At 59.0% G+C, this 7,543-nt stretch carries 5 protein-coding genes; all 5 read right to left on the reverse strand.

Going from position 1 to position 7,543, the window contains the following annotated elements; translation table 11 throughout:
* Positions 1–2,150: hypothetical protein (locus tag ACF8AM_RS01200; RefSeq protein ID WP_392553877.1), on the reverse strand; the 2,150-nt coding region annotated here is incomplete at its 3' end.
* Positions 2,147–3,373 carry a hypothetical protein gene (locus tag ACF8AM_RS01205; protein ID WP_392553878.1) on the reverse strand — a complete coding sequence of 409 codons (1,227 nt, stop codon included), beginning with the start codon at positions 3,371–3,373 and terminating at the stop codon, positions 2,147–2,149. The genes ACF8AM_RS01205 and ACF8AM_RS01200, both read right to left, overlap by 4 nt.
* Positions 3,374–3,412: 39 nt before the next feature.
* Positions 3,413–4,411: a hypothetical protein gene (locus ACF8AM_RS01210; RefSeq protein WP_392553879.1), complete on the reverse strand. Its 999-nt coding sequence runs from the start codon at positions 4,409–4,411 to the stop codon at positions 3,413–3,415.
* Positions 4,408–6,468, reverse strand: a complete 2,061-nt coding sequence (locus ACF8AM_RS01215) for a BatA domain-containing protein (RefSeq protein WP_392553880.1) — start codon at positions 6,466–6,468, stop codon at positions 4,408–4,410. Before ACF8AM_RS01215 ends, ACF8AM_RS01210 begins: the two co-directional genes overlap by 4 nt.
* Positions 6,465–7,376, reverse strand: a complete 912-nt coding sequence (locus ACF8AM_RS01220; RefSeq protein WP_392553881.1) for a DUF58 domain-containing protein — start codon at positions 7,374–7,376, stop codon at positions 6,465–6,467. Before ACF8AM_RS01220 ends, ACF8AM_RS01215 begins: the two co-directional genes overlap by 4 nt.
* Positions 7,377–7,543 lie beyond the last annotated feature (167 nt).

A 7,543-nucleotide genomic window follows, 5' to 3' on the forward strand; every position in this document is an offset into this window, starting at 1 on the left:
GATGGTTGGCTCTTGCCCATCACGGTGGTCGTTGGCAAACGCAGTGCAGGGTTGCTGGGTTTCTTGGGGCCACCGGGGGAACCTTTGCCTTCGTCCGGTGAGTTGGCGGAGGATTCCATGTCGACCAACTGTGGTGCCGCACGCGGTTTGGGGCCGGGGTGCTTGGACGCTTGAGCACCGGGGCCTGGGCCACCCGCACGACTTTGACCCGCTTTGGGACCGCCGGGACTGTTGGGGCCAGGTTTGGATGCGATCTTCGGTGCTTCTTGTGCCGCATCGTCGAGCAAATTCGCGACGCTGGGCATCCGGTTGTCGGAGAGGTCCTGCAAGACCTGCAGCATCTCCGCCCAACGTTCCAGGTGGCCAACTCCGATTTCGGGATTCTTCGAGGCCGCCAAGACCAATTGGTCGCCCATCTGGCCGAGGCGTTCCAATCGACGACCGTTGGATCGTTCGGCAGATGCCTGGCGTTCGATGTCGCGTTGGTGCTGGTCCATTTCGATTTCGTCAGCGGACAGTTCGCGAAGTTGTTTGTTCTTCTCGTGTAGTTGGCGTTCGCGGTCTCGAACGTCGAGAGCTTGGCGGTGCCATTTGCTCAGTTGTTCCGTCATCCAGATCGCATGTTGGTCCGGGGTGAGGACGTAGAGCAAGAACGGCGGTGACAACACACGAGCACGGTCGGGCAGGTAGTCCTCCGCCCAAACTTGCAGTTCGATCGGTTGAGCGGGAATCCCCAGCGACTTGGCCGAGAACGTTCCCATCGCTTCCAGGCTGGCCGCGGTCGGATCACCCGCCGCGAGAGCCCGTTCGCCTTCGGCTGGTTCTTCGACGGCACCGACGTCCATGCCTTTCCACTGGATGCCAACGCGGCGGATGCCAAAGTCGTCGTTGGCACGGACTTGGAAGGTCAACGTTTCGGAATCCAACACGACGGCTTGGCGTTCCAGGCCATCGCAAATCAGCGTGGGGGCTTCGTCGTCAATCGCTTCGATCGACAACGTGAACGGTTCGCGTCCCGTCAATCCCATCTGGTCACGCCACTGGAATTGCAGCGTTGCCGTCTCGACGGCTTGCACGGGATCACTGGCCAATTGCGGTCCATCGACCGGACGCGATTGTTCGTTGACTTTGCCGTCGGCCAATTCACGATTGGCAATCGCGGTCACGACGGCTTGGCTTCCGCGAACGACGGTCAAGGAGCCGCCTCGCGTGTCGATTTGTTTGGGTTCGGGTTGGCCGAGGTATTCGGGCAAGTTCACATCCGCGACGATCTTGGAAAGTTCAGGACGCAGCGTGGGTTTCAGCTTCACCGATTGCTTCACATCGCCAACGGTGAGCGACATGGGATGTTCGGTGAGTTGAGGCGGCACGGCAAAGGCGTATTGCCCGTCGCGAAGGGTGGCTTGGATTGGTTTTTGTTGGCCGATGTGCAGTTCGGCGGACTCGGGTTGCCAACGCGAATCCCCACTCAAGGCAACTGGCAGAACAACCGGTTCGCCGTGTGGGATGTAGACGTCGCTTGCCAACGCGTCGATTCGAGTGAATGTGTAGCGCGGCGTGGATCCCCAAGGTGCCAACAGCCGAGTCATCGCGTTGCCCGTTGCCGCGGGATAGGTCACCGCCAAGGCTCCGATGGCCAGCACCGTTGCGGCGGCCAAACCGGTCCAGGCTTTGTGCCAGGAGTTCGGTGCCGCGCCGCGGAAGTCTTTGCCGGCCGCGTCGTCAGCGACTTGCGTCATCGCAGCTTGGCAAAGCTCGGGCGAGCGGGCTTGTTCGGACGCGTTGTGAGTCAGCTCGATCACGCCCAACAATCGGTCGCCGATCGAAGGCATCTTTTGGCTCAGCAATTTGGCCAGCGGTTCAAGGGCTTGATGCTTGTAAACCCATTTGTAGATCGCCCAGGGCACGATGGCCATCAAAGCGAATCCGCCGATCCAAAGCAGGCCTCGCAGAATCGCTGGCGTGTCAGTGAAGCGGTCCATCCCGTAGACGAGCAGGAACGCCAGCCCGATTCCCGCGACCACGATCGCGACGGCTTCGGTCAGCTTGATTTGCCAAACGCGACGCCGGTACGCCAGCAATTGCTGCTTGAGCGAATCGGGAATACGCAGATTTGTTTGCGTGGGTGAATGGTTGTCTGCAATCTTCATATCAATCCGACTCCCTTGCGACCGATCCAAAACAATGCCAACAGAGCGATGAATCCACCGACGATTGCCGGGTGACTCCAAAGTGCGATGCGACGAATCGAAGGCGGACGATCCGGCATGGCCGACAGCCACGCGATCACGTCTTCCACTCGATCGACGGTGAAGACTTGCCCGTTGGTGACGCGAGCGATCTCTTGCATCACTTCCGGGCGAGCCGGTTTGCCAATTTGTTCCAAGGCGACTCCCTGAGCAAACACCGTGGTCTGCAACGAGTCACCGGTTTGTTTGCAAAACAAAGTTAACTTGTGTTCGCCAGGTTCTTCCGGTGTGAAGCGGCCTGCGAACGCACCCCAGGCTTCCCCCGAGGATTGCAGTTGAATCGTTTGCGAACGGCCGGACGGAGCCACGATTTGCAACGTCACATCACCACCGGAAAGCGGTTCGCCGCTGGCTTCCATCACGTTTGCGTTGACGCTTACCGTTTGGCGGACTTGCGGTTGTTCGGGCGAGTAATACAGCCGCATCGTCTCGCCTTGGGCCATGTTCCGGCGATACGCCATCCAGCGAACGACTTGGCCCCAGAACCGATAGTGGTAAAGGTCTTCGACGCCTTTGCGCCAACGCCAAGCACCGTCGGTTCCCATGAACAGAACTTTGCCCGCTCCATACGTTCGCGTGACCAGCAGCGGCAAACGACCGAATCGATTGCTGACCTCTTGGTGAACGAGTAGCGTTTCCGACCCCGGTTTCGCGGCCAGCACGGGTGCGTACCACTGGAAGCCAGGCAGGTTGCCCCAGACTTCCAGGTTCTCGTCGGCGGTGTCGGCGAGTTTGGTCAGCAAACTGCGACGTCCCAGTTGTGTGAGTTCGAAGTGCTGTGCGGTGCGTGAACCCCAGCCGCCCGGTTGGCCTTCGTCGAGCGTGACTGGCAACAGATCCTTCAGCGGTGTTTCCTGCAAGCTGAACTGGCGGCCTTCCCAACCGGGAATGAAGACGAGACCGCTGGCCTGTTGTTCGACCAAACCGTGCAACCATTCGCATTGTTCGAGCGTCAGTTGATCGTCGTCCAAGCCCACGTCGCCGAGGAAGACGACGTCGTACTTCGATAGCTCTTCTTTGGTGTCCGGGAAGGTCGCGATGTAATCGGCGTTGCCTCCGCCGCGAGCGTCGAGGCCCGGGTGAAACAGCAAGCACGAAACCTCCACGCCGGGGTCTCGGGACAAAGCGTTTCGTAGATAGCGGTATTCCCAGAGGGGCACTGATTAGATCACGTGCACACGTAGTTTCTCTTCTCGAATCGAGATCGGCGCGGTGATTTCATTGTTGTCATCGAGCAGTTCGTTGGGATGTTTGCTGATCGTCAGCGTCAGCGTTTCATCGCCGAGGTCTTCGGGCTCCCAGTCGACGGAATCGTTCGTGCGGCCCATCGCGGCGATGCGAATGTCCTTGGTGATTGTCTCGCCATTCGAGGTGGTCATCGTGACCGTCGCGGCGTGGTCTCGTGGTAGTGAGCTTTCAATCGAAAAAGGGATGCGAACCTTTTTGCCACCGATCGCAAAGGTTGGCACATCGAAGCTGAGCAGTTCGACATCAGGCAAACGTTCTTCGCTGCCAACTGGAACGGTGAACACGGGAATGCCCATCGACCGCAGACGTCCCGCCGCACGCACGGGCGCGTCGCCTTGGTTCCAGTCGCCGTCTGATGCCAACACGACGCCGAGCAAATGTTGGTGCTTTCGAACGACGTCCAACAGCGGACTGGAAAGGTCGGTGCCTTTCTCTTCCGCGAACTCAGCGGGTTCACCAGGAGCGACTCCGGCGGGATTGGAGATTGGATTGATGCGATTGGGATTGTCCGGTTCTGGTTTGGTTTCGGCGAACGGTTCGATGACCACTTCGGCTCGTGACTCGAGTGATTTCCATGCCTCCGTTTGCGTCAGCGATGCGATGGCTTCTTCACGGGTTTGAGGTTCGGATTGCACCACGTCCCGTGTTTGCATGCTGCCGGAATTGTCGTACAGAACTGCGACGACGGGTTTGTCATCGGGAATGTATTGTTCGACCCATTCGGGACCGCCCAGTAAAAACGCGGCGACCACGACCACGATCAAACGCAACACTTCCAGCAACACGGTCGCTTTGCGGAAATGGTTTCGCCAACACGCAAGAAATCCAAGCACGAGCGTTGCGGCGATGGCGACCGCCGCGATGGCGATGGTCCACGGCGTCCAGGCAAACGAGAGCGAATGGGTTTCGATCATGCTGTGGCACCTCCGACGGATGGGGAGGCCGGTTGGGCGGATTGCCGCGGCAAACACAAGATGGCTTCGCCGATCATGGCGATCAGCATCAGGATCAAGAACGCTCGCCAGACTTCGTCGACCAGAGAATTGGATTCGCCCGCGGTTTGGTTGACGCGTTCCAACACCAAGCCTTGGAAGAGATCGTCGATCTGGGAGTCTTGTAGCGTGTCGGTGGCGTCTTCTCCGGCGGATCGATTGATCGCGTTGAAGCGATCGCCGTCGGCATAGACACCTGCGGTGAAAGCATGTTCGGTGGACAGCGAGTTGTCAGGGCCTTGCAGTCGTTTCCAGTTTGCCGCCAGTTCGGCATCGACGGTTCCGGCATCCAAGCGACCTGTGTTGGCGAGCGAAGCGGCACCGTCGACCAAGGCACGCTGGATCATCACGTACAACACCACGCCGTCGGACGAAAGAGTCGAATCCTTGCCGGTTGGTGTTGTGCCGCAGAAGTAAACTCCGCCGCGAGGCGTGGGGACCCGGACCAAGACGGGTTCGTCGTTGGACAACTTGGCCAGCGGAGTCGTTTCACCAGAGAGTGCCGCGAGGCGATGCACCTTCAGCTTTCCAACTGGCAGGGAGGCTCCCGCCAATGTCTTGCCCAACAAATCTGCTTCGCCTCGCCAAGTCGCGATGGACACGTCGTCTTTCAAATCCGTCCAGGCGGAATAGGACACGCCGAATAATTCCGCCTTGGGATCAGGGTTGGCGGGAGGAAAGAAGATCACTCGACCGCCGCGGTCCAAAAATGATTCCAATCGTTTGCGAAGCTCGGCATTGGACGCGCCGGTGGGCAGCGGGGCTTGCCAAAGCAAGAGAGCGGTTTCGTCCCAGGCGATTGACGGAACTTCGGCGGGCAGGAGGACCTCCGCGGAAGCGTCGATGTTTGGGTCGGGGGTGATCTCGGCGGCCAATCGCAGCACGTTGGCAACGTCTTCGTTCGTGGACACAACCACCGTCTTTCGCGGCGGTGGCTGGTCGAAGACAAAGTAGTAAGTGTTGTCAGCGTTGTTGCCATCAGCCGGCAAAGACACGTGTCCGAGTCCGCGTTCCTGTTCACGATCCAAGGGGACTCGCAAGTCCGTGAATTCGCCTGAACCAGAATCAAGTGGCAACTCGACAATCGATTCGGCTCCATCGAGATCCATGCGGATGGATGTGGTCGCCGGTGTGTTCGATGTATCGCCGTCTTCAGAGTCGCTTTGAAGTTTGCCCGACAGCGTCAGCACGCGCTCGTCGCCTTCGGTTCGCAGAGCAATGTCGTCGATGCGGATCGATCGGTTGGGTTGGTCCGTTCCCGCGACGGTCAGCAATCGAAAGCGAACTCGGCGTCCGAATTGGGCCAGTGCTTCGCGAAGCGTGGGCCAACGCCCGTCTCGTGATTGCCAATCATGCTCACGAGCGTCCGAGCAAATCCAAACGTCGGTTTGCCCCATCGAGTTGGCTTGGATGGTGTCCAGTGCCGCCAACATCATCGCCGGGATGTCCGCCGATGCATCCGAAGGTCCGGTCTGCGGGAGGTCGAGCAATTCTTCAGGAGACGCGAGTTCTCGAGCAGGCGAGGACTCGGCCGCCGCGACCGTGTTGCTGTCGATCAGCAGGACTCGGCCGGCACCAAGTGTTTGCAGTGTTTCCGCGATTTGAGCGACGCCGGCTTCCAGTTTGGTTCTTGAGTCACCCGCCGCGTTGGCGTTCATGGAAGGCGAGCGATCAAGCAACACAATTGTGTTCGCCGACGAGCCTCCTGAAAGTGAGCCAACCAGTCCACCGCCGAGTGAACCGCTGGCGAGTGGTCGTCCGATGGCGATGATCAAGGCCAGCAATACCAGTGTTCGCAGAGCCAGGATGGCCCACTGTCGAATGCGAGCGTAACCGCGATTCATCCGGTTCGCGGCCAACAGGAACATCATCGCCGCCCACTGCGTCGTTTGATAGCGACGCTGATTGATCAAATGGATGATGATCGGCAGCAGGGCGATTGGCAGAGCGAGCAACATCCAGGGTTGAAGAAAACTCATCGTCCCCCCTTCGCCATCGCGCGTCGGGTCAAGAAGTTCGTCAGCACTTCGGGGTACGGTTGATCGATACTGACTCGGTGGTAGTCGACACCGGAGGACACCACGATTCGTTGCAGTTGATCGAGGTAGTCTTGCAAGGCATCGTGATACCGATCTGCAATCTCACTGGGTTCGGCAAAGATAGCGGTGCCGCCTTCCATGTCGAGGAAGCGTGTTGGCCGCGAAAATTCAAAGTTCAGTTCCATCGGATCGAGCAGATGGAACAGGGACAGATCGTGTTTGCGAAATCGCAAGTGTTCAAAGCAGCTTCGCAGTTGATTGGGATCCACGAAGAAGTCTGAAATCACGATCACCATCGCGGCTTGGCGAGTCGTTTCGGCCAGTTCATGCAAGACGTCGACCAGATGGGTTTCGCCTTGGCCGCGAGTTTCTTCGAGGGCATCGAAGATGGTCTTGAGGTGAGCCGGGTTGCGTCGTGGTGGCAGGTGCCCGGTGATGCCGTTGCTAACGCACGAAAGCCCGACCGCGTCTCCTTGTTGCACGGCCAAGTAACCAATCGCAGCAGCGATGCGACGGGCATACTGCAATTTGTTGAGTTCGCCGGAGCCGTATTCCATCGAACCGCTGGTATCCAAAACCAATTGCAAACGCAGGTTCGTGTCGGCTTCGAATTCTTTGACGTAGTAGCGATCACTGCGACCGTGGGCCCGCCAGTCCAATCGTCTCAGGTCATCGCCGGGCACGTACTTTCGGTACTCGGCGAACTCCACGCTCGCGCCCCGCATGGGACTGGTGTGCCGACCAGAAACATTGCCTCGCATCGGCCGGCGCGCGAACAAAGGCAACCCTGACAAGCCCGCCAAGACCGCCGGTTCCAAAAATTCGCGAGGAGTGTGTTGTTCGGACAAAATGCTAAACGTGAGTGGCGAGTGGCGAGTGGCGAGTGGCGAGTGGCGAGTGGCGAGTGACGAGTGACGAGTGACGAGTGACGAGTGACGAGTGACGAGTGACGAGTGACGAGTGACGAGTGACGAGTGACGAGTGACTAGGAGCTAGGAGCTAGGAGCTAGGAGCT

This window comes from Rhodopirellula sp. JB055 (assembly GCF_043100905.1).
Lineage (GTDB): Bacteria > Planctomycetota > Planctomycetia > Pirellulales > Pirellulaceae > Rhodopirellula.